Origin of the sequence: Pseudomonas sp. FeS53a (assembly GCF_000931385.1) — a bacterium.
Taxonomy (GTDB): Bacteria; Pseudomonadota; Gammaproteobacteria; order Pseudomonadales; family Pseudomonadaceae; genus Metapseudomonas; species Metapseudomonas otitidis.
In genome coordinates, this window is sequence record NZ_JYFT01000002.1 from 110,272 (window position 1) to 131,044 (window position 20,773).

The 20,773-nt window shown below is 70.7% G+C and carries 18 protein-coding genes; 8 read left to right on the plus strand and 10 right to left on the minus strand.

The genetic code is table 11. The annotated features are described in order from the left end of the window. The first annotated feature begins 81 nt into the window (after positions 1 to 81). From SZ55_RS00395 to SZ55_RS00405, 3 genes are all read left to right on the plus strand, one after another. Positions 82 to 1,011: a carbon-nitrogen hydrolase family protein gene (locus SZ55_RS00395; RefSeq protein WP_044399570.1), complete on the plus strand. Its 930-nt coding sequence runs from the start codon at positions 82 to 84 to the stop codon at positions 1,009 to 1,011. A 78-nt stretch (positions 1,012 to 1,089) separates the two neighbouring features. Further along, complete coding sequence (locus SZ55_RS00400; RefSeq protein WP_044399573.1) at positions 1,090 to 1,587, plus strand: methyltransferase family protein; 498 nt, start codon at positions 1,090 to 1,092, stop codon at positions 1,585 to 1,587. An 85-nt stretch (positions 1,588 to 1,672) separates the two neighbouring features. Continuing rightward, positions 1,673 to 2,860, plus strand: a complete 1,188-nt coding sequence (locus SZ55_RS00405; protein ID WP_044399576.1) for a GGDEF domain-containing protein — start codon at positions 1,673 to 1,675, stop codon at positions 2,858 to 2,860. A gap of 13 nt (positions 2,861 to 2,873) precedes the next feature. Here SZ55_RS00405 and SZ55_RS00410 read toward each other — a convergent pair whose 3' ends face one another. The 5 genes from SZ55_RS00410 to SZ55_RS00430 are packed head-to-tail and all read right to left on the minus strand — an operon-like array spanning position 2,874 to position 7,285. After that, positions 2,874 to 3,623: an ABC transporter permease gene (locus SZ55_RS00410; protein ID WP_044399579.1), complete on the minus strand. Its 750-nt coding sequence runs from the start codon at positions 3,621 to 3,623 to the stop codon at positions 2,874 to 2,876. Beyond that, complete coding sequence (locus SZ55_RS00415; protein WP_044399583.1) at positions 3,620 to 4,819, minus strand: ABC transporter substrate-binding protein; 1,200 nt, start codon at positions 4,817 to 4,819, stop codon at positions 3,620 to 3,622. The genes SZ55_RS00410 and SZ55_RS00415 overlap by 4 nt, the downstream gene beginning before the upstream one ends. Further along, positions 4,785 to 5,621: an ABC transporter ATP-binding protein gene (locus SZ55_RS00420; RefSeq protein ID WP_044399587.1), complete on the minus strand. Its 837-nt coding sequence runs from the start codon at positions 5,619 to 5,621 to the stop codon at positions 4,785 to 4,787. Before SZ55_RS00420 ends, SZ55_RS00415 begins: the two co-directional genes overlap by 35 nt. Continuing rightward, positions 5,618 to 6,694 carry an acyl-CoA dehydrogenase family protein gene (locus SZ55_RS00425; RefSeq protein ID WP_044399590.1) on the minus strand — a complete coding sequence of 359 codons (1,077 nt, stop codon included), beginning with the start codon at positions 6,692 to 6,694 and terminating at the stop codon, positions 5,618 to 5,620. The genes SZ55_RS00420 and SZ55_RS00425 overlap by 4 nt, the downstream gene beginning before the upstream one ends. A 30-nt stretch (positions 6,695 to 6,724) precedes the next feature. Then, complete coding sequence (locus SZ55_RS00430) at positions 6,725 to 7,285, minus strand: carboxymuconolactone decarboxylase family protein (RefSeq protein WP_044399592.1); 561 nt, start codon at positions 7,283 to 7,285, stop codon at positions 6,725 to 6,727. A 106-nt stretch (positions 7,286 to 7,391) separates the two neighbouring features. Between SZ55_RS00430 and SZ55_RS00435 the strand changes: the two genes are divergently transcribed. Beyond that, positions 7,392 to 8,306: an AraC family transcriptional regulator gene (locus SZ55_RS00435; protein WP_044399595.1), complete on the plus strand. Its 915-nt coding sequence runs from the start codon at positions 7,392 to 7,394 to the stop codon at positions 8,304 to 8,306. A gap of 84 nt (positions 8,307 to 8,390) precedes the next feature. Then, the gene (locus SZ55_RS00440; RefSeq protein WP_044399598.1) at positions 8,391 to 8,774 is read left to right on the plus strand and encodes a hypothetical protein; all 384 of its coding nucleotides are present in this window, start codon (positions 8,391 to 8,393) and stop codon (positions 8,772 to 8,774) included. 12 nt (positions 8,775 to 8,786) lie between these two features. Here the strand turns inward: SZ55_RS00440 and SZ55_RS00445 are convergent, their stop codons facing one another. After that, positions 8,787 to 11,252 (minus strand): glycogen/starch/alpha-glucan phosphorylase, encoded by a 2,466-nt coding sequence (locus tag SZ55_RS00445; protein ID WP_044399601.1) that lies wholly within the window; start codon positions 11,250 to 11,252, stop codon positions 8,787 to 8,789. A gap of 15 nt (positions 11,253 to 11,267) precedes the next feature. Next, a complete protein-coding gene (locus SZ55_RS27215; RefSeq protein ID WP_082078088.1) occupies positions 11,268 to 11,660 on the minus strand; it encodes a DUF2513 domain-containing protein in 393 nt (130 codons plus the stop codon). Positions 11,661 to 11,865: 205 nt separating this feature from the next. On the opposite strand from SZ55_RS27215, the gene SZ55_RS00455 reads away from it, so the two are divergent. Continuing rightward, complete coding sequence (locus SZ55_RS00455) at positions 11,866 to 12,240, plus strand: Rho termination factor N-terminal domain-containing protein (protein WP_044399604.1); 375 nt, start codon at positions 11,866 to 11,868, stop codon at positions 12,238 to 12,240. Continuing rightward, the gene (locus SZ55_RS27015; RefSeq protein ID WP_052807492.1) at positions 12,230 to 12,730 is read left to right on the plus strand and encodes a DUF3203 family protein; all 501 of its coding nucleotides are present in this window, start codon (positions 12,230 to 12,232) and stop codon (positions 12,728 to 12,730) included. The genes SZ55_RS00455 and SZ55_RS27015 overlap by 11 nt, the downstream gene beginning before the upstream one ends. A 48-nt stretch (positions 12,731 to 12,778) precedes the next feature. Here SZ55_RS27015 and glgB read toward each other — a convergent pair whose 3' ends face one another. From glgB to SZ55_RS00475, 3 genes are read right to left on the minus strand one after another with little or no spacing between them, the layout of a single operon-like run. Further along, entirely contained in the window at positions 12,779 to 14,965 is a 2,187-nt protein-coding gene (glgB, locus tag SZ55_RS00465; protein ID WP_044399607.1) for a 1,4-alpha-glucan branching protein GlgB, read from the minus strand. Next, a complete protein-coding gene (locus SZ55_RS00470) occupies positions 14,958 to 16,559 on the minus strand; it encodes a putative maltokinase (protein WP_052807493.1) in 1,602 nt (533 codons plus the stop codon). Before SZ55_RS00470 ends, glgB begins: the two co-directional genes overlap by 8 nt. Positions 16,560 to 16,569: 10 nt before the next feature. Beyond that, positions 16,570 to 18,570, minus strand: a complete 2,001-nt coding sequence (locus SZ55_RS00475) for an alpha-1,4-glucan--maltose-1-phosphate maltosyltransferase (RefSeq protein ID WP_044399980.1) — start codon at positions 18,568 to 18,570, stop codon at positions 16,570 to 16,572. A 198-nt stretch (positions 18,571 to 18,768) separates the two neighbouring features. Here SZ55_RS00475 and SZ55_RS00480 point away from each other — a divergent pair, with 198 nt between their 5' ends. Next, entirely contained in the window at positions 18,769 to 20,292 is a 1,524-nt protein-coding gene (locus SZ55_RS00480; protein ID WP_044399610.1) for a sigma-54-dependent transcriptional regulator, read from the plus strand. Positions 20,293 to 20,773 lie beyond the last annotated feature (481 nt).

Below are 20,773 nucleotides of genomic sequence, written 5' to 3' on the forward strand. Positions count from 1 at the left end.
ATTAGCAGCGAATCGCCATTCATTGCGGGAAGCGGGGCTTATAGCATCCCCGCCATCCCTCACCAAGCAAGGACCCACGCCATGCCCCGCCGCACCGTCGCCGCCCTGCAGATCGGCTCCCTGCCGGAAGGCAAGCAGGCCACCCTGGACCTCATCCTCTCCTACGAACAAGCCATCCGCGACGCCGGCGCCGCCCTGGTGGTGATGCCCGAGGCGCTGCTGGGCGGCTACCCCAAGGGCGAGATCTTCGGCACCCGCCTGGGCTATCGCCTGCCGGAGGGGCGCGAGGCCTTCGCCCGCTACCACGCCAACGCCATCGACGTGCCGGGCGCCGAGACCGAGGCCCTGGCCGGCCTCTCCGCCCGCACCGGCGCCAGCCTGGTGCTGGGGGTGATCGAGCGCGCGGGCAGCTCGCTGTACTGCACGGCGCTGTTCTTCGAGCCTGGCGAAGGCCTGGTGGCACGGCACCGCAAACTGATGCCCACGGGCACCGAGCGGCTGATCTGGGCCAAGGGCGACGGCTCCACCCTGCCGGTGGTGGACAGCGCCGCCGGCCGCCTGGGCGCCGCCATCTGCTGGGAGAACCACATGCCGCTGCTGCGCACCGCCATGTACGCCAAGGGCGTGGAACTGTGGTGCGCACCGACGGTGGACGAGCGCGAGGTGTGGCAATGCTCCATGCGCCACATCGCCCATGAGGGCCGCTGCTTCGTGATCAGCGCCTGCCAGGTGCAGCCCTCGCCCCGCGAGCTGGGCATCGAGGTGCCGGGCTGGGATGACGACCGCCCGCTGATCCAGGGCGGCAGCGTGATCGTCGACCCGCTGGGCGAGGTGCTCGCCGGCCCGCTGCGCAACGCCACCGGCCTGCTCTGCGCCGAGGTGGACACCGACCAGCTGACCCGCGCCCGCTACGACTTCGACGTGGTCGGCCACTACGCCCGCCCCGACGTCTTCGAACTGCGGGTGGACGAACGCGCCAAGCCCGGCGTGCGTTTCGAACGGGACCAGTGAGGCGCAGGAGGCGTGCTTGACTCTGTAGCCACTCCAGGCTTGATGATGCCGCCTCCCCCACCTCGCAAGGACAGCCCCATGACCCAGACACCCACCGCGCTCCCCCGTGCCCGCTGGCTGGAGCGACGCATCCCGCCGCCGCTGGTGGGGCTGGCCTGCGCCGCGCTGATGTACGGCCTGGCCCAGGTTACGCCGGGCCTGCCCTTCGCCCTGCCCCCGGCGCTGTGGCTGCTGCTCGCGCTGCTGGTGCTGGCCGCCGGCGTGGCGGTCTGCCTGGCCGGTGCCCTGGCCTTCCGCCAGGCCCGCACCACGGTCAACCCGATCCACCCCGAGCGCACCTCGGCCCTGGTCATCCGCGGCATCTACCACCGCACCCGCAACCCCATGTACCTGGGCTTCGCCCTGATGCTGCTGGGCTGGGGCCTGTGGCTCGCCGCGCCCTTCGCCCTGGCGGGCGTGGTGCTGTTCATGCTGTACATCGAGCGCTACCAGATCCCGCCGGAGGAACGCATGCTCGAACAGCTCTTCGGCGCCGACTACCTGGCCTACCGCGAGCAGGTCCGACGCTGGCTTTAGCCCCGTGAAAAGGCGCTCGCGAGGCGATGGACGGCATCGCGGGCGCCCCCTAAACTGGCCGCTCGCCATCACTCCCGCGCGGCCCATGACCCGACTCGAACCCTTCGAATCCCCTGCCCGGCCGCGTACGCGCCACATTCCTCCCGGCCAGATGCCGGCCTTCCGCCGCTACGTGCTCGAACGCCACGGGCGCTTCCTGCTGGCGATCAATTTCATCGCGATGATCGCCTACGACTCCTACGTCCTGGCCGACGCGCTGCTGATCCCGGACATGGCCTGGAACTCGCTGCTGCTGCGCGGCGGCCTGAGCCTGGTCGGGCTGCTCAACATCTTCCTGGTGTTCCGCTACTGCCGGAGCGTGCTGGTGCGGGACATGCTGATGCCGTTCCACGACATCGTCTCCACCGTCGCCTGGTTCGAGCTGCTCAAGGCCAGCAGCTCGCCGGACGTGCCCACCTTCCTCTACGCCTCGGTGGTGTTCATCGTCCTCGGCAACCTGGGGGTGCGCTATTCGTTCCGGGGCATCCTCACCTGCTCGATGATCATCACCGGGGTGATCTTCTGGAACGTTTGGCTGCTCCACCCGGGGAACCCCAAGGCGGTGATGATCTTCGCCCTGGTGTTCGTGCCGGTGCTGATCTTCAGCCTGGCCATCAGCTGGACCAACATCGCCGGGGTGCGCCAGGCCTTCCTGTCCGAGCAGGAGGAGCGCCGCCAGCGCGAGGAGCTGGCGCTGCTCAACCAGCGCCTGCAGGAGATGGCCAGCACCGACGCCCTCACCCGGGTCGGCAACCGCCGCGCCTTCGACCAGCACCTGGACGAGCACTGGCAGCAGATGGGCCGCAACGGCCGCCCCTTCGCCCTGCTGATGGCCGACATCGACTACTTCAAGCCCTACAACGACCACTACGGCCACCCGGCCGGGGACCAGTGCCTGCGCCAGGTGGCGGAGGCCATGGGCAGTGCGCTGCGCAGTGGGCAGGCGGAGATCTTCCGCTACGGCGGTGAGGAGTTCGTGGTGCTGCTGCAGGTCAGCGACGCACAGGAGCTGCTGGCCATCGCCGAGCGCCTGCGCCGCGAGGTGGCGGACCTGGGGATCGACCATGCCCACCGCCCGGACGGCCTGGACCACCTCACCATCAGCCTCGGCGGCGGCCTCTCCAGCGCGCCAGGGCTGGCCCATCCCCAGGACCTGCTGGCGCGCTGCGACCAGCTGCTCTACCAGGCCAAGCAGGCCGGTCGCAACCAGGCCCGCCTCGCCTCCCACGCCTGAAGCGCCCGGCGCCTCAGGTGTGCGACCAGCGCTGGTAGAGCCCCCGCGCGGCGGCATCCAGGGCAAAGCCCAGCACGCCGATCAGCAGCACCATGGCCATCAGCTCCGAATAGGCCAGGCGGTCGCGGGTGTCGAGGATGTAGTAGCCGAGCCCGGCACTGACCCCGAGCATTTCGCAGGGCACCAGCACGATCCAGAGGATGCCGATGGCCAGGCGCACGCCGGTCAGCACGTGGCCGAGCACGCCGGGCACGATCACCTTCAGCAGCATTTCCCGGCGGGTGGCGCTCAGGCTGCGGGCCAGCTGCAGCCAGCGCGGGTCCAACTGGCGCACCCCGGCCGCGGTGTTGAGCAGGATCGGCCAGACGGCGGCGAAGGCCAGCAGGAAGTAGATGGGCTGGTCGCCCACCCCCATCAGCATCACCGCGATGGGCATCCAGGACAGCGGCGAGATCATCCGCAGGAACTGGAAGGCCGGCGTGGTGGCGGCCTCCAGGTTGCGCGAGCTGCCCACCAGCAGCCCCAGGGGCACGCCCACCAGCAGCGCCAGGGACAGCCCGACGAGGATGCGCTTGAGGCTCACCCACACGTGCTCGTACAGCTCGCCACGGTGCAGCAGCTCCTGCAGGCTGGCCAGGGTCTGCTGGGGCGAGAAGCGCGCGGCCAGGCCGTCGTCCCCGCCCCCGGCCGCCACGCCGAGCCACCACAGCAGGCCCAGGGCGGCCAGGCCGCCGAGACCAAGGAACAGGCGGTTCAGGTTCAAACGGCGATCTCCTCGGTGCGCTCGAAGCCGCCGCCCAGGCCGAACGCCTCCAGCCCGCCGACGCCGGCCAGGGCCGCCCGCACGAAGCGGTCGTCCACCAGGTCGGCGGCGGTGGCCTTGGGGTCGAGCCCGGCGAGGAAGGACTTGTCGCCCTGGATCAGGGTGTCCTTCAGGCGGCTGACCAGCTCCTCGGTGTAGCTGGGGAAGGGATAGGGCTGGAAATCGATGCGCTGCTCGTCCCACGCGGCATGGCGGATGGCACCGCTCTTCACGTAGCCGTCGCGCTCGCCGGCCGCCGGGGCCAGCACCTTGCCCAGCACCTCGGGGGCGTGGGGGGTGTAGCGGTTGGCGCCGTCCTTGGACAGCAGCTTCGCCGCCTCGGCACGGTTCTCGCGGGTCCAGAGCTGCGCCTTGACGATGGCGTTGACCACCTTCTGCGACCACTCGGGGCGGTTGTTCAGGTCGTGCTCGTGCATGAACACCACGCAGCAGGCGTGGTTGCGCCAGACGTCCCCGGTGAAGCGCTGCACCCGGCCGACCTTGAGGTTCTCCGCCAGGGCGTTGAACGGCTCGGCGACGATGTAGCCGTCGATGCGCTTGCTGGCCAGGGCCGGCGGCATGTCCGAGGGCGGCAGCACCACCAGGTTGACTTCGTTGGCGGCCAGGGCCGCGCCCACCGGCTTGCTCACCGGCACCAGGCCACTGTCGCGCAGCAACTGCTGCACCACCACGTTGTGGATGGAGTACCAGAAGGGAATCGCCACGGTGCGCCCGCCCAGCTGGGCCACCTGCTCGATGCCCGGCGCCACGGTGAGGCCGGAGCCGCCGACGTGGTTCCAGGCCACCACCTTGGCCGGCACCTTGCTGCCGTAGCGGGCCCAGACGGTCATCGGCGACAGCAGGTGGATGACGTTCACCTGGCCGGAGATGAAGGCCTCGATCACCTGCGCCCAGCTGCGCAGCAGCACCGGGCGCTCGGCCTTGATGCCCTCGGCCTCGAACAGGCCGTTGGCGTGGGCCACCAGCAGCGGCGTGGCGTCTGTGATCGGCAGGTAGCCGATGCGCACCGGCGCGTCCGGCTCGGCGGCCGCGCGGGCCTGCAGGCTGGTGAGCAGCGGCAGCGCGCCGGCGGCGGTCAGCAGCGCGCCGAGCTTGAGGATGTCACGTCGGGAATGAGAGGGATCGTCCAGGCACATCGTGGGCCTCCGTATCAGGGGTTGGGGTTCCGTTTCCGCGGCTGGCCCGCCGTAGGGTCTTGAGGATGTCGACGCGCAAGGCCCCCAGTTCCTCCACCCGCTCCGCCCGTGGCTGGGGCAGGTCCGGGGTCCACTCGCCGAGGATCCGCGCCGGGGTGTCGCCCAGTAGCAGGATGCGGTCGGAGAGCAGCAGGGCCTCGTCGATGTCATGGGTGATCAGCACGGCGGCGGTGCGCTGCTCGTGGATCAGTCGCAGCAGCAGTTGCTGCATGTCGGCGCGGGTCACCTCGTCCAGCGCGCCGAAGGGTTCGTCCAGCAGCAGCACCTCGGGGCGCCGCGCCAGGCAGCGGGCCAGCGCGGTGCGCTGGGCCATGCCGCCGGAGAGCTGCGCTGGGAAGTGGCCACGGGCGTGGGCCAGGCCCACGGCGGCGATGGCCTGCTCCACCCGCGCCTTGCGTTCGGCGGCAGCCAGCTTGGGCTGGCGGGCGAAATCCAGGCCGAAGGCCACGTTCTTCTCCAGGTTCAGCCAGGGCAGCAGGCTCGGGTCCTGGAAGGCCACCGCCACGCGCGGGTGGGGGCCGTCCAGCGGCTCGCCGTGGAGCCGCACCTGCCCGCCGCAGGGCTGCTGCAGGCCCGCCAGCACCCGCAGCAGGCTGGATTTGCCGACGCCGCTGGGGCCGAGGATGGACACCACCTCCCCCGGCGCCAGCTGCAAGTCGAAGCGCGCCAGCACCTCCTGGCGCTGGTTGCCGCGCAGGTAGCCGAGGCGGATGCCCTCGGCCGTCAGCAACCCGTCGCTCACGCCACCACCTCGCGGGCCTGGCGGTTCAGTTCGGTACGCAGCTGCACCAGGCTGGGGGTGACGATGGGCACGAAGGCCGACTCCCGCCAGCGCCGCGCGAAGCCCGCACCGTGCTCGCTCAGGTAGGCCTTGCCACCGCTGGCCTGCAGCTCAAGCTGGATGGCGTCGGCGACGCTCTCCGCCAGGCCGATGCGCAGGCGGAACTGCGCAGCCGGCTGGGCGAGGAAGCGGCCTTCGTCCAGCCCCTGGTGCAGTTCGCCGGCCAGGGCCTCCAGGCGGGTGCGCTGCGTGCCCAGCTCGGCCTCCAGCAGGGCCCGGCCACCGCCGTCGCCGAGGTGCGCCTGCACCTCGTCCAGGCAGCGCCGCGCCAGGCCGAGGGCCATGCCGCACTGCAGGCCGAGGAAGGCCGGGCGTACCCCGGGGAGGAAACGCCGGGCGTCTTCGTGCAGCAGCCAGGCGCGGTCGAGCGCCACCCCGGCCAGGTCGAGGGCGGCGGTGTTGCTGCTCTGCAGGCCGAGCAGGTCGAGGTCGGCGGAGCGCGCCAGGCCCGCCAGCCCGTCGGGGATCGCCAGCACCAGCGGCGGCTGGCCCTCCCCGGCCTCCACGGCGGCGGCCACCAGGAAGCCCTGGCGGCGCAGGTTGGTCACCCAGGGCAGGCGCCCGTCCAGGCGCCAGCCGCTCTCGGTGGCCTGGCTGCGCACCTGCAGCGCCTCGACGCCGCTGAGGAACTTCATGGCGTTGGACAGGCCCGTGGCACCGGCCACGCGGCCAGCCAGCAGGTCGCCCAGCAGGCGCTCGCGCAGGGCCTCGTTGGGGGTGTGCAGCACGTACTCGATGAAGGCGCGCTGCCCCCACAGCACGAAGGCGGCGGTGAGCGAGTGGCCAGCCACGGCGGCGACCGTCTCGATGGCGTCGTGCAGGGTGCCGCCATCGCCGCCCAGGGCGCGGTCCACGCCGACCTTGGGCAGGCCGGCCTGGCTGAGCGCGTGCAGCAGGGTGTCGGGGTCGCAGGCGCCGGTGTCGAGCGCCTCGGCCTGGCTGTCGAGCCAGTGGCTCAGGTTGGGGTCCAGCATGTCGATCTCCTGATCATCGGCGTCCGGGGCTCAGGCCCCCGGACGTTGCCAGCGGTACCTGGCCAGCTCGTCATTGAGCGGCGTACGGGCGAAGACGTTGGCGAAGTTGCAAAGCGTAGCCAGGCTCACGCCGAGGATCACCTCCAGGGCGTTGCCGTCGGTGAAGCCGGCTGCGCGGAAGGCGGCGAAGTCAGCGTCGCTGACATCGCCCCGTGTAGCGATCACGGCCTGGGTGAAGGCCGCCAGGGCCTCCAGGCGCGCCTCGGGCAGGGGCGCCATTTCCCGCAGGGCACTGACCACCTCGGCCGGCAGTTTGGCCTTGTTGGTGGCGACGGCAGTGTGCCCGGCTACGCAGAAATCGCAGCCGTGGCGAGTTGCCGCAACCAGTTGCACCACTTCCCTTTCGGCCAGGTTCAGCTCAGCCTTGCCGTTCAGCGCCGAGACGGTGACGTAGGTTTCCAGGGCCGCCGGCGCATTGGCCAGCACCCCCAGCAGGTTGGGGATGAAGCCGGAGTTCTTCAGGGCGTTTTCGAGGAACGGGCGCGCCGCTTCGGGGGCGCTGTCTAGGGTCTGTACGGGCACACGGGACATGGAGTCTTCTCCTGGGTCGGTTCGGGTGCCGAAAAGTCTGTTGGTAATAAGAAACCCGTTCAATATTCTAAAGTCGCTATCACTTGCTCCTGAGTCTTTCCCTTAGATGAATTCATCCAGCCCCCTGGTCGATTGGTTATTAGAGAACCTCGAACTCGACACCAGCCTCTTCCACGTCGGCCGTTACTGCGGCGGCTGGCACGCCAGCACCCAGGGCCTGGCCCGTGCCAGCTTCCACCTGGTGGTGCAGGGGCATTGCTGGCTGCACCTGGACGACGGCAGCGAGGCCCTGCGCCTGGAGAGCGGCGACGCGGTGTTCCTGCTGCGCGACCTGGCCTACCGGCTTTCCGGCGAGGCGACGGCGGAGGCCGCCCGCGCCCAGCCGAAGGGCACCATGCAGGCCCTGGAGCCGGCCGCCGGGGATGGCGTGGGGCTGGTGTGCGGATTCTTCCACTTCCGCCAGGGCTTGTCGGCGCTGATCGTCGAGTCGCTGCCGCCGTGGATCGTGCTGCGCAGGGGCGACCCCTCCCTGGCTGCTGCGCGCAGCCTGTTCGAGCTGATCCTGCAGGAGTGCGCGCGCCTTCCGGCGCCCTCGCCGGCCCTGCTGGAGCGCCTCAGCCACCTGCTGTTCCTCTACGTGCTGCGCCAGCAGGTGACGGACAACACCCGCCTCGGCGGGCTTGCCGCGCTGGCGCGCCAGCCGGCCTTCGCCGGGCTGCTGGAACAGCTGATCGCCCAGCCCGGCCGGGCCTGGAGCCTGGAGGAGATGGCGGCCTGCACCGGGCTGTCGCGCTCGGCGTTCTTCAAGCGCTTCCAGGAGCTGGCGGGGGAATCACCGGGCCACGTGCTGCTGGCATTGCGCATGCGCCAGGCGTGCCGCCTGCTGGACAGCGGGCGGATGGTGGCCGAGGTGGCGGATGCCGTCGGCTACCAGTCGGTGGCGGCCTTCACCCGCGCCTTTCACAAGGTCACCGGGGTGCAGCCGGGGGCGTACCGCAAATCGTCGGGGCAGCGCGGCTAGGCGACCACCCGGCGGCCGGCTGAAACCTCGCGCCAGCCCGGCGGCTCTACCGTTCGGACCCGCCACGCCGAGAGGAGCCGCCCCATGGATCAGCCCCCGCACGACCTGCATGCCCTACTGCAACAGATCGCCCGCCCGCTGTTCGAAGACGCCGCGCGCCACGCCCGCCAGGCGGGGCTGGAAGCGGTGGTGCGCGACGAAGCCAACAGCGTGGGGCCCGCCCTGTGCCTGGAGGTGGCACGCCCCGGCGAGCGGCCCAGCCGCTACCGCCTGCTGGGCGACACGGCGGCCGCACGGGTACGCCATGAGTGCTTCTTCACCGACACAGGGGAAACCCGGCGCCTGGAAGCGGCGCCGGCCTCGGTCAACGAGACGGTGCTGGATACCCGCCTGGCGGCCTTCTTCCGCGAGGCCTTCGGGCTGTCCCTGGACTACACGGCCGAGCGGCGCCAGGCGGGCTTCTGGTAACACCCGCAGGAATCAATCCCGCCGGGTCGGCACCTGCCAGATGTCCGCTGCGTACTCACCGATGGCGCGATCGGAGGAGAACCACCCGGCACGCGCGGTGTTCAGCACCGCCGAGCGCCACCAGCGGTCCGGGTCCTGCCAGGCGGCGTCGACCCGGCGCTGGGCGTGCCAGTAGGCGCTGAAGTCCGCGCAGAGCATGAAGCGGTCGTGGTGCACCAGGCCGTCCACCAGGCCCTGGTAGCGGCTCGGGTCGTCCGGTGAGAAGACCCCGCTGCGGATCGCCTCCAGGGCAGCGGCGAGGCGGTCGTCGGCGGCGACCACGGCCTGCATGTCCAGGTCGCCCGCGCGCACCCGCTGCTCCACCTGGCTGGCAGTGAGGCCGAAGATGAACATGTGCTCGGCGCCGATCAGCTGGCTCATCTCCACGTTGGCGCCGTCCAGGGTACCGATGGTGAGCGCGCCGTTGAGGGCGAACTTCATGTTGCTGGTGCCGGAGGCTTCCAGCCCGGCGGTGGAGATCTGCTCCGACAGGTCGGCGGCGGGGATGATGGTCTCCGCCAGGCTGACGTTGTAGTTGGGCAGGAACACCACCTTCAGCAGGCCACGCACCGTGGGGTCGGCGTTGACCGTGCGGGCGATGTCGTTGGCCAGCTTGATGATCAGCTTGGCCTGCTGGTAGCTGGCGGCGGCCTTACCGGCGAACACCTTGACCCGGGGCACCCAGTCGGTGGCCGGCTCGTTGCGGATGGCCTGGTACAGAGCCACGGTGTGCAGCAGGTTGAGCAGCTGGCGCTTGTACTCGTGGATGCGCTTGACCTGCACGTCGAACAGCGCGGTGGTGTCCAGGGTGATGCCCAGGCGCTCCTGCACCTGGGCCGCCAGCGCGGCCTTGCTCTGCTGCCGCTGGGCGGCGAAGCGCTTGCGCAGGCCCGGCTTGGCGGCCCAGGGCTCGAGGTTGCGCAATTGGTGCTCGGGCTGGTCAAGGAGGGATTCGCCGAGGGTTTCCACCAGCAGCGCGGTGAGCCCGGGGTTCACCTGGTAGAGCCAGCGGCGGAAGGTGATGCCGTTGGTCTTGTTGCTGATGCGCTCGGGGTAGAGCCGGTGCAGGTCGCGGAACACCGTCTCGCGCATGAGGTCGGTGTGCAGCGCCGAAACGCCGTTGACGCTGTGGGAGCCGAGGAACGCCAGGTTGCCCATGCGCACCCGCCGGCCGTGCTCCTCGTCGATCAGCGAGACCGCGCGCAGCAGCGCGAAATCATGCTCGCCGGCGGCGCGCAGGGCGTCGATGTGGAAGGCGTTGACCAGGTAGATGATCTGCATGTGGCGCGGCAGCAGCCGCTCCATCAGCGACACGGGCCAGGTTTCCAGCGCTTCGGGCAACAGGGTGTGGTTGGTGTAGGACAACGTCGCCACCGTCATGCCCCAGGCCTCGTTCCAGGGCAGGCGGTGCTCGTCCACCAGCTGGCGCATCAGCTCGGCCACGGCGATGGCCGGGTGGGTGTCGTTGAGCTGGATCGCGGCCTTCTGCGGCAGGCTGCGGATCTCGCCGTGGGCCTGCATGTGGCGGTGCAGCAGGTCCTGCAGGGAGGCGGAGACGAAGAAGAACTCCTGGCGCAGGCGCAGCTCCTGGCCGGCCTCGGTGCTGTCGGCCGGGTACAGCACCCGCGAGATGCTCTCGGCGCGCACCACGTCGGCCACGGCGCCGAAGTGGTCGCCGGCATTGAAGCGTTCCAGCTGCAGGTCCTCCATGGCCCGGGCCCGCCACAGGCGCAGGGTGTTGACGCTGGCGCCGCGCCAGCCCACCACGGGGGTGTCGTAGGCGATGGCACGCAGGGTCTCGGCGGGCTGCCAGACCTGGCGGGTGGCGCCGCCCTCCTCTTCGAGGGTCGTCACGCTGCCGCCGAAACCGATGCCGTAACTCACCTCGGGCCGTTCGAACTCCCAGGGGTTGCCGAAGTCCAGCCAGGTCTCGGTCTGCTCCTGCTGCCAGCCGTCGGTGATGACCTGGCGGAACAGCCCGTGCTCGTAGCGGATGCCGTAGCCGTGGGCGGCCAGGCCGAGGGTGGCCATGCTCTCCATGAAGCACGCGGCCAGCCGGCCGAGGCCGCCGTTGCCCAGTGCGGCGTCGGGCTCCACCTGGCGCACTTCGTCGAAGGACACGCCGAGCCCGTCCAGGGCTTCGCGGGCGGTCTGCAGCAAGCCGAGGTTGCTCAGGCAGTCCACCAGCAGGCGGCCGATGAGGAACTCCAGGGAAAGGTAGTAGACGCGCTTGTGGTCCCGGCGCGCCTGCCCGGTGCCGGCTTCCTCCCAGTTGTCCACCAGGTGGTCGCGGGCGGCCAGGGCCAGGGCCTCGAACCAGTCGTGGCGGTAGGCGCTGCCGGGGTCCTTGCCCACGGCGTAGCGCAGCTTGTCGAGGATGCGTTGGCGAAAGGCGTCCACCTCCGGGCGGGTGGCCGGGGCGTCCTGTTCTGCACTCATGGGGGCTCTCCCGGGTCAGTCGATGCGGGCGTCGGCGTGGGCCACGCGCAGGCGGCGGGCCTCGGGGATACGGGGCGGCAAGCCCTGGGCCAGCAGGCCGTCGAGGGTGATGGCGCCTTCGCGGGCCAGCAGGTCGGCCTTGCGCGCCGCCCAGGTGGCGTCGTCACCCAGGCGGTCGAGCAGGTCGTGCCCGGCCAGGGTCAGGCCGGTGGCGATCATCACCGGCTCGCCATTCCAGGGGTGGTGCGTGGCGCATTCCACCAGCCCGCCCTGGGCCAGCAGGTGCAGGTGATGGGCCACCTGCGCGGCCGAGTGCCCGTCCCAGGCACGCGGCGCGAAGTGCCGCCCGCCCTCCAGCGCCTCGACGGCCATCAGCAGGCTGCGGATGAGGTCCCAGTCTCGTTTCATGGTGAAGTTCCTTCTGCCGAATCACGGGGTTTCGCGGCTCCCTTGGGTGAGTCCCCCTGCAGCGCCGGAAGGTTCAACCTGCTTTCAGGGCGGCGGGACCATCGGTCGAGCGGCGCCGCAGATCACCGGAACTCGCCCGCAGCGCCACCGCTCCCACCCTGTAGCGGGCCTCGCCCCGGAGGCCCGGAAACAGGAGGAGACCGCCATGCCACGCGGCAGCAAAGACGCCTACACCGACAAGCAGAAGCGCAAGGCCGAGCACATCGAGCAGAGCTACGAGGACAAGGGCGTGGCGCCCAGGGAGGCCGAGGCCCGCGCCTGGGCCACGGTGAACAAGCAGTCCGGCGGCGGCGAGAAGTCCGGCGCCGGCACCCGCAAACCGGCTACGGCCAAGCGCGCTGCGCGGCAATCCTCGGCCCGCCAGGCGGCCGCCACCCGCCAGGGCGCGCCGCGTCCGGGCCAGTCCCTGGAAGACAGCACCCGTGCGGACCTGATGATGCGCGCCCGGGACCTGGGCATCGCCGGGCGCTCGCGCATGCGCAAGGCCGAGCTGATCCAGGCGATCCGCCATGCGGCCTGAGCCGCGCCGCCCATCACCGGCTGGCCGCCTGGCGCTGTGCGGCGCCGGTGGCTGGCTGCTGCTGCGCGGCGCCCTGCGTGGCGGCCCGCTGGGGCTGCTGCAGGCCGTGCTGGGCGCCGCCGCGCTCTATCGGGCGGCCACCCCGCCAACCCGGCCGGCCCGGCCAGCGGGTGACCACCCCGTGCTGGACCCGCGCCAGGGCATCCGTACCCCGTTCCAGAGCCGCCCACAGCCGGTGCGGCTCCCAGGCCTGCTGAAGGAGGCTCCCATGAGCATCAGTTACGACGTCGACGCCGGTACCTGTTCCATCGAACTCAACGGCAACCATTGCGAACTGCCGATCCGCGACGTGGTGGTCACCACCGACGAAGGGCTGCGCGCCTCGGTGATCCACTGCACGGCGGGCACCGCCCTGCTCACCGAAGACCAGGCCCAGGCGCTGATCGGCGCCGGGGCCCGGGACGAGCGCTTCAACCTGCTGGCGGACTGACCCGCCCTGCCCCCGCCGGCACGCCGCCAGGGCGACGTGCCGGCAGGCTCAGGCCGGCTTGAGCACCAGGCTGCCCAGGGGCGGCAGGTCCAGCACCAGCGCATGGGCCTGGCCGTGGCTGCCGCCCTCCACGGTGGCGGCTTCGGCCAGGGTGCCGGCATGGGAGCCGGCGAAGGCATCCGCATCGCTGTTGAGCAGCACCCGCCAGCGCCCGCCCACGGGCACGCCGATCCGGTAGCCCGGGCGCGGCACCGGGGTGAAGTTGTGCACCACCAGCAGCGGGCCGCCCTCGCGGTCGCGGCGCAGCCAGGCGTACACGCTGTTGACCGAGTCGTCGCCGATCAGCCACTGGAAGCCTTCGGCCTGGCCGTCCAGCTGGTGCAGGGCCGGCTCCTCGCGGTGCAGGCGGTTGAGGGCGGCCACCAGGTCGCGCACGCCCTGGTGCTCGGCATAGCGCAGCAGGTACCAGTCCAGCTCGCCGTCGTGGCTCCATTCCCGCCACTGGCCGAACTCGCAGCCCATGAACAGCAGCTTCTTGCCCGGGTGGGTCCACATGAAGCTGAGGTACAGCCGCAGGTTGGCGAACTTCTGCCAGCGGTCGCCGGGCATCTTGTCCAGCAGCGAGCGTTTGCCGTGGACCACCTCGTCGTGGGAGATGGGCAGGATGAACTGCTCGGAGAAGGCGTAGAGCAGGCCGAAGGTGAGCTGGTGGTGATGGTGGCTGCGGTGCAGCGGGTCTTCGGCGATGTAGCGCAGGCTGTCGTGCATCCAGCCCATGTTCCACTTGTAGGCGAAGCCCAGGCCGCCTTCGCGCACCGGGCGGCTCACGCCCGGCCAGGCGGTGGACTCCTCGGCGATGACCAGCGCACCGGGCGCCTCGGTGGCGACCACGTCATTGAGGTGGCGGAGGAAGTCGATGGCCTCCAGGTTCTCCCGCCCGCCGTGGCGGTTGGGGATCCATTCGCCCTGCTTGCGCGAGTAGTCGCGGTAGAGCATGGAGGCCACCGCATCCACCCGCAGGCCGTCGATGTGGTAGACGCGCAGCCAGTGCAGCGCGGAGGCGATCATGAAGCCGTGCACCTCGTGGCGACCGAGGTTGTAGATGTAGGTATCCCAGTCCTGGTGGAAGCCCTCGAAGGGGTGCGCGTACTCGTAGAGCGCGGTGCCGTCGAAGCGCGCCAGGCCGTGCTCGTCGGTGGGGAAATGCGCCGGCACCCAGTCGAGGATCACCCCCAGGCCGGCCTGGTGGCAGGCGTCGACGAAGGCGGCGAAGTCCGCCGGGCTGCCGTGGCGGGCGGTGGGCGCGAACAGCGACAGCGGCTGGTAGCCCCAGGAACCGCCGAAGGGGTGCTCCATGATCGGCAGCAGTTCGAGGTGGGTGAAGCCCATCTTCAGGGCATAGGGGATCAGCTGCTCGGCCAGGGCCTGCCAGTGCAGCACCGGCCCTTCAGGCCCGCCCTCGCGGCGCCAGGAGCCGACGTGGACCTCGTAGATCGACAGCGGCCGGTCATGGGCCTGTGCGCGGCTGCGCTCGGCCATCCAGGCCTCGTCGTGCCAGTGGAAGGCCAGGGGCTCGGCCACCACCGAGCCGCTGGCGGGCGGGTGCTCGGTGGCCAGGGCCAGCGGGTCGGCCTTCAGCGGCAGCACGCCATGGCTGCCGAGGATCTCGTACTTGTAGACCTCCCCCGGTTGCAGGCGCGGCACGAACAGCTCCCACACGCCCGTGGGGTGACGCAGGCGCATGGGGTGGCGACGGCCATCCCAGCCGTTGAACCCGCCCACCACCGAGACGCGCCGGGCATTGGGCGCCCACACGGCGAAACGCACGCCCTCGACGCCTTCGTGCTCCACCCGCTGGGCGCCGAAGACCTGGCCGAGTTCGCGGTGGTTGCCTTCGGCGAACAGGTAGAGGTCCATCTCGCCCAGGCAGGGGCCGAAGCTGTAGGGGTCCTCGGTCTCCTGCACGCCGCCGGCCCAGTGGATGCGCAGGCGGTAGCGGCCCTGGCCGCTCCAGGGGGCGCTGAACAGGCCGGGGGTGGCGGCCGGCTGCATGGGCACGGCGCCCTGCTCGTCCAGCAGCTCCACCTGCAGGGCGCCGGGCAGGTAGGCCCGCACCCGCCAGCCATCGGCCACGGGGTGCGGGCCGAGCCAGGCGAAGGGGTCGCCCTGCTCGGCCCGCACCAGGGCCTGGATGGCGTTGCGTTCGGCATCCGCGCCGACAAGGGTCTCACTCATGGGTCACTCCGGGGTCTTGGGTCAGCGCCACCAGGCCGCGCAGCGGCACGGCGAGCCAGTGCGGGCGGTAATGGGCTTCGTAAAGGATTTCGTAGGCGGCCTTCTCGATGCCGAACAGCGCGAGGGCGGCCTGCTCGCCGTCCCGTTCGAACCAGGCGTGGGGCAGCCCGGCGGCGGCGATGCGGTAGGCCTCCAGGCAGGCGCGGCCGGCTTGCTGCCGGTAGCGCTCGGCCAGTTGCCGGCGCAGGGCTGCGGCCTGGGGCGCGTGGTCCGCCACCCCGTCACCCCGCACCAGCATGGCGGCGGCGTAGTCGAACGAGCGCAGCAGGCCGGCGACGTCCTTGAAGGGGCTGTGGCGGGCCCGGCGTTCGGCCAGGCTGCGGGTGGGTTCGCCTTCGAAATCGATGAAACAGGCGTCGCCGTCCTCCACCAGCACCTGGCCCAGGTGCAGGTCGCCATGGACGCGGATCAGCAGCCCGCCGGCGCTGCGCCGGGCGAGGGTCTCCACCTGCTGGCGCAGGGCATCGCGACGCTGCAACAGCCCTGCGGCCAGGGCCGCCGCCTCGGGATCGAGGGCGGCGCGGTGGTCCTCCAGCGCCGCCAGCGCGGCGTCCAGCTGGGCCACCACGCTGCGGGCCCAGGCCTCGGTGGTGGCGGCATCGCTTTCCAGCGGGCCGAAGTCGGCCTCGTCGGCGGGGCGTGCCAGCACACTGTGAAGCTCGCCCAAGCGCCGGCCGAGCACCCCGGCGAAGGCCTGCAGGGTGCGCAGTTCGGTTTCGGCGGCCTGCTCACCCCCGGCATCCGCCGCCAGGGCGTTGCGCAGGGCGCGGTCGAGGTGCTCCAGGGTCCATTGCCAGGCATCGCCCTGGTTCGGCCGGAAGGCCTGCAGCACGGCCAGGGTCCGAGCAGCGCCGTCAGCGTCCACCCGGCGCACCTGGCCCAGSAGCGCCGGGACGTGGGCGAAGCCCTGGGCGGTGAGGTAGGCACCCATCTCCGCCTCTGGGTGCAGGCCGGGCAGCACCCGGCGCAGCAGCTTGAACATGTAGCGCCCGTCGATCACCGCCGAGCTGTTGGACTGTTCCGCCGAGAGCACCTTGACCGGCGCCCCCTGCCAGCCGGGCAAGGCGCCGGCGGCGGCCACCGGCAGCCAGTGCAGCTCGCCGCTGGCCACGGCGCGCACGGGCTCGCGGGCCAGGTCATCGAGCCAGCGGGTGATGAACGCCGGCACGCCGAAGCCCTCCATCAGCACGCCGTCGCGCCCGTCCAGGCGCAGGCGGGCCACGGCGCCGCGCAGGGCATCGGAGGCGCCGGCGGCCTGTTCCAACGGCACGAAGACCAGGGGCACGGGGTAGCTGGCAGGGTCGCCGGGCACCTCCACTTCCGCCAGCACGGCCGGCAGCTCTGCGTCGCCACAGGGCAACAGGTACAGCAACCGGGCGGCATCGGCACGGGTACCGGGGTACCAGCGGCGGCTCGGCAGCCAGCCTTGCAGGGCCGCCTCCAGGGCAGCCGGTGGGAGGTCGGCCAGGCTGCCGTCCAGGGTCAGGGTGGGCAGGTCGGGCGGGGTCGCGGGAGCCGGTTCGGGCCTGGGCATGGCGGTGTCCTCAGTCCTGGGGGCGGATGCGCCAGATGCCGAATGGCAGGCGCCAGGGTTCGATGCGCATCCACTGGACCTTGCCGTGCCAGGTCCAGGTGTGGCCGTTCATCAGGTCTTCGCCCTGGGTCATGGCGTCGTCGGGCAGGCCCATCTCCCACAGCGGCAGCTCGAAGTGCGCCTCCTGGGCCTGGTGCGGGTCGAGGCTGATGGCCACCAGAACGAAGTTCTCGCCGTCGGCGCTGCGCTTGCCGAAGTAGAGGATCTGGTCGTTCCAGGCGTTGTAGACCTGCAGGCCGAGGTGGCTCTGCAGGGCCGGGTTCTCCCGGCGGATGCGGTTGAGCTGGGCGATCTCGGCGACGATGTTGCCGGGCGCCTGGTAGTCCCGGGCGCGCAGCTGGTACTTCTCCGAGTCGAGGTACTCCTCCTTGCCGGGCACGGGGGCGGACTCGCAGACCTCGAAGCCGGAATACAGCCCCCACAACCCCGAGCCCATGGCCGCCAGCGCGGCACGGATGAGGAACGCCGCACGCCCCTGGCCCTGCAGGTGGAAGGGGTTGATGTCCGGGGTGTTGACGAAGAAGTTGGGCCGGTAGCAGTCCCGCAGCGGCGGCTGGTTGAGTTCGAGCAGGTACTCGGCCAGCTCGGCCTTGGTGGTGCGCCAGGTGAAGTAGGTGTAGCTCTGGGAGAAGCCCAGCTTGCCCAGGCGCGCCATCATCGCCGGGCGGGTGAAGGCCTCGGCGAGGAAGATCACCTCCGGGTGGCGACCGCGCACTTCGGCAATCAGCCATTCCCAGAACGGCAGCGGCTTGGTGTGGGGGTTGTCGACGCGGAACAGCGTGACGCCCGCCTCCACCCAGCCCAGCACCACGTCGCGCAGGGCCAGCCAGAGGTCGGGCTGGGCCTCGCGGGCATAGAAGTCGACGTTGACGATGTCCTCGTACTTCTTCGGCGGGTTCTCGGCGTGGCGGATGGTGCCGTCGGGGCGCCAGCTGAACCAGCCGGGGTGCTGCGCCAGCCAGGGATGGTCGGGGGAGCACTGGATGGCGAAGTCGAGGGCGATCTCCAGGCCGTGTTCACGGGCCACCTGCACCAGCGCGAGGAAGTCGTCGCGGCTGCCGAGCTGGGGGTGGATGGCCTCGTGCCCGCCCTCGGCGCTGCCGATGGCATAGGGGCTGCCGGGGTCGTCCGGGCCGGCCTCCAGGGCGTTGTTCGGCCCTTTGCGGTGGGTGCGCCCGATGGGGTGGATGGGCGGGAAGTAGAGCACGTCGAAGCCCATGGCCTGGATCGCCGGCAGCCGCTCGATGACGTCGCGGAAGGTGCCGTGGCGCTGGCCGTCGTTGGCGGCGGAGCGCGGGAACAGCTCGTACCAGCTGGCGAACTCCGCCCGCTTGCGCTCCACCTCCAGGGGGAACAGCGGGCTGCACACCCGGTGCGGGTGGGCCTGGACCCGGTCCACGGCCGCGCGGGTTTCCGGTGCCAGCAGCAGCGCCACGCGCTCCTCCACCGACTGGGTGGCCTCCACCGCCTCGATCAGCGTGCGCAGCGCTTCCACCTGCTCCGGCGGGGCCTGGGCCACGACCCGCTCCAGGTGGGCCACTCCTTCGCGCAGCTCCAGCGCGATGGAGACGCCGGCGGCGTGCTTCTTCGCCAGTTCGTCGCAATAGCTGGCGTACAGGTCCCACCAGGCCTCTACGGCGAACACCACGCGGCCGACACCGGGCGGCACGAAGCGGGCCTGCCAGTGGTCGTTGCCCAGCGGCCGCATGGGCACCCGCTGCCATTGGGCCTCGCGGGACTCGCGCCACAGCAGGTGGGCCGCCAGCTTGTCGTGGCCATCGGCGAAGATCACCGCGCTCACCGTGCGCGGCTCGCCGGCGATGGCTTTTGCGGCAAAACGGCCACCATCCACCACCGGCTCCACCGCCTCGATGGCGATGCGTGGGCAGGCCAGGGCTTCTTCCAGGGACAGCGCGCCGGTCAGGCGCGCCACGGATTCGGCAGGGTGCATGGGAAACATGGACGGGCTCCTTGTGGCCGGCGCGCAGCGGGCCGACCCACGGCCGCGCCGGTTGGCGGGAATCTGCTAGTTCCGAGCCTGGGCCGTCGGCAAAGTTCGAACTGATTGCGCCACCCCGGCACCACCCGGGCATGGCTCCGGCCCGGCGGGAGCGGCATAATCCCCGCTCCTTCGTACGGCCCGGTTTCCATGCGCATTCACGTCACCTTCATCGATCGCGTCGGCATCACCCAGGAAGTGCTCGCCCTGCTCGGCGGACGCAACCTCAACCTGGATGCGGTGGAGATGGTGCCGCCGAACGTCTACATCGACGCGCCGACCCTGAGCCCCGAGGTGCTGGACGAGCTGCGCGAGGCCCTGCACAAGGTGCACGGCGTGCAGGACGTGACGGTGGTGGACATCCTCCCCGGCCAGCGCCACCGCCTGCAGCTGGATGCGCTGCTGGCGGCGATGACCGACCCGGTGCTGGCGGTGGACGGCAATGGCCGCGTGCTGCTGGCCAACCCGGCGCTGGTGGCGCTGTACGGCGAGGAACCGGCCGGCATCACCCTGGCCCAGCTGTTCGGCGACGAGAGCCTGCACGAGGTGCTGCGCGAGCAGGGCTTCCGCCTGCCGCTGCGGGAAATCCAGCTCAAGGGCCAGGCGCTGCTGCTGGACGCGGTGCCGATCAACGAGGGCGAGCGCCTCACCGGGGCGCTGCTGACGCTCTACCTGCCCAACCGCATCGGCGAGCGGCTCTCGGCCCTGCACCACGACCACGCCGAGGGCTTCGACTCGCTGTTGGGCGACTCCCAGCCCATCCGCACCCTCAAGGCCCGTGCCCTGCGGGTGGCGGCCCTGGATGCGCCCCTGCTGATCACCGGCGAGACCGGTACCGGCAAGGAGCTGGTGGCCCGGGCCTGCCACGCCGTCAGCGCCCGGCGCAACCAGCCGTTCCTGGCGCTGAACTGCGCGGCCCTGCCGGAGAACCTCGCCGAGAGCGAGCTGTTCGGCTATGCCCCGGGCGCCTTCACCGGTGCCCAGCGCGGCGGCAAGCCGGGCCTGCTGGAGCTGGCCAACCAGGGCACGGTGTTCCTCGACGAGATCGGCGAGATGTCACCCTACCTGCAGGCCAAGCTGCTGCGCTTCCTCAGCGATGGCTGCTTCCGCCGGGTGGGCGGCGACCGCGAGGTGAAGGTGGACGTGCGCATCCTCAGCGCCACCCACCGCAACCTGGAGAAGATGGTGGCCGAGGGCAGCTTCCGCGAGGACCTGTTCTACCGCCTCAACGTGCTCAGCCTGGACGTGCCGCCGCTGCGCGAGCGGGAGCAGGACATCCTCCTGCTGGCGCGCTTCTTCATGCAGCAGGCCTGCACCCAGATCCAGCGGCCGCCGTGCCGGCTGGCACCCGGCACCTACCCGGCACTGCTGGGCAACCGCTGGCCGGGCAACGTGCGCCAGCTGCAGAACGTGATCTTCCGTGCGGCCGCCATCTGCGAGAGCAACATCGTGGAGATCGGCGACCTGGACATCGCCGGCACCGCCGTGGCCCGGCAGAGCGATGGGGAAGTGAACAGCCTGGAAGAGGCCGTGGAGAACTTCGAGCGCGGCCTGCTGGAGAAGCTCTTCGCCAGCTACCCCTCCACCCGCCAGTTGGCCGCCCGCCTCAAGACCTCCCACACCGCCATTGCCCACCGACTGCGCAAGTACGGCATCCCGGGCAAGAACGCATGAGCGACCTTGCGAATCACTCGTAAGCGATTGATTTTCAAAAAATAAAACCGCCATTCAAGAGCGGCCTTCGCCTCCGCTGGCGGCCGCTGCCTGGGGCTGCGAGCGCGCGCCTGGCAGCCTCGGGGGGCTCGCAGCGCTCCAAACCAACAACTCACATCAGATAAACATTCTATCTAATTGTTTTTATTGGATTTTATTTAGGTTTTCGCGCGAACGTATCGATTTCGCTACAGCGTATCGAATTCGCAACAATTCCTTTGAAAGCCCCATCACACCTGGATTGCGCGCACATGGCCGGTCGGTCACCGCGAGAGCCGTAGCGATTTCGCTACACGCACAAAAAGATTTCACATCAATAAAACATTATATCTCTTTGTTTTTATTGAATTTTTATTCGATGGCATCCGCCTTGCTATGAGGCGCCCAGACAGCACGGGGTAACGCTCCGTGCCGGGGTCCCTAATCAGCGCCCGGCAAAGTA